The organism is Salipaludibacillus sp. CUR1 (assembly GCF_021028955.1).
Lineage (GTDB): Bacteria > Bacillota > Bacilli > Bacillales > Salisediminibacteriaceae > Salipaludibacillus.
On sequence record NZ_JAIWPE010000085.1, the window covers coordinates 1 to 524 of the forward strand.

A 524-nucleotide genomic window follows, 5' to 3' on the forward strand; every position below is an offset into this window, starting at 1 on the left:
GTTACCAGATATTTTAGTTCCTCATAAACATTATGATGCCGCCTCTATCGAGGCAGTTGTTCATCCACAAAATAAGATCAAAGATCGCTTACCAGTCGGAGCGGAATCTTCTACGTTAAGTCGTTGGATCCGCTGGTTTTCTTTATGGTTAACCGACGCCATTCGCTGTCTTCGAGCCATTATGCTTCGCTACTTTATGCAGGTACCGAATCCATCATCCCCAAGGGATTCGTCCGTACTTCATTTGATTGGGGAATTTGTAGGTATTGAAGATGGTTGGCTGACACGTCTTGTCCGTCCCATCGTCAATACCCATTCTTGGTTACAGACCCGTTTTGCGTACCTGTCCTCCTTGAACAGATCATAAAGTAAGAAAGAAATCATTTTTCTTACAAGGGAGGACAACGTGATGAGTCAACGCGAATCACAAGAAGAAGTTGCCGCAGCACGAATGGAGATAATTGCACCTTTAGTTGCCAAAGGAATAGACTCAGGGCAAGCTAAGTATCTCCGGGACAAAATTT

The 524-nt window shown here is 44.1% G+C and carries 1 protein-coding gene; it reads left to right on the forward strand.

The features are described from left to right. Nucleotides 1-367 (forward strand): DUF6431 domain-containing protein (locus K8O68_RS15580; RefSeq protein ID WP_230897757.1); only part of this gene is annotated, 367 nt, incomplete at its 5' end. Nucleotides 368-524 lie beyond the last annotated feature (157 nt).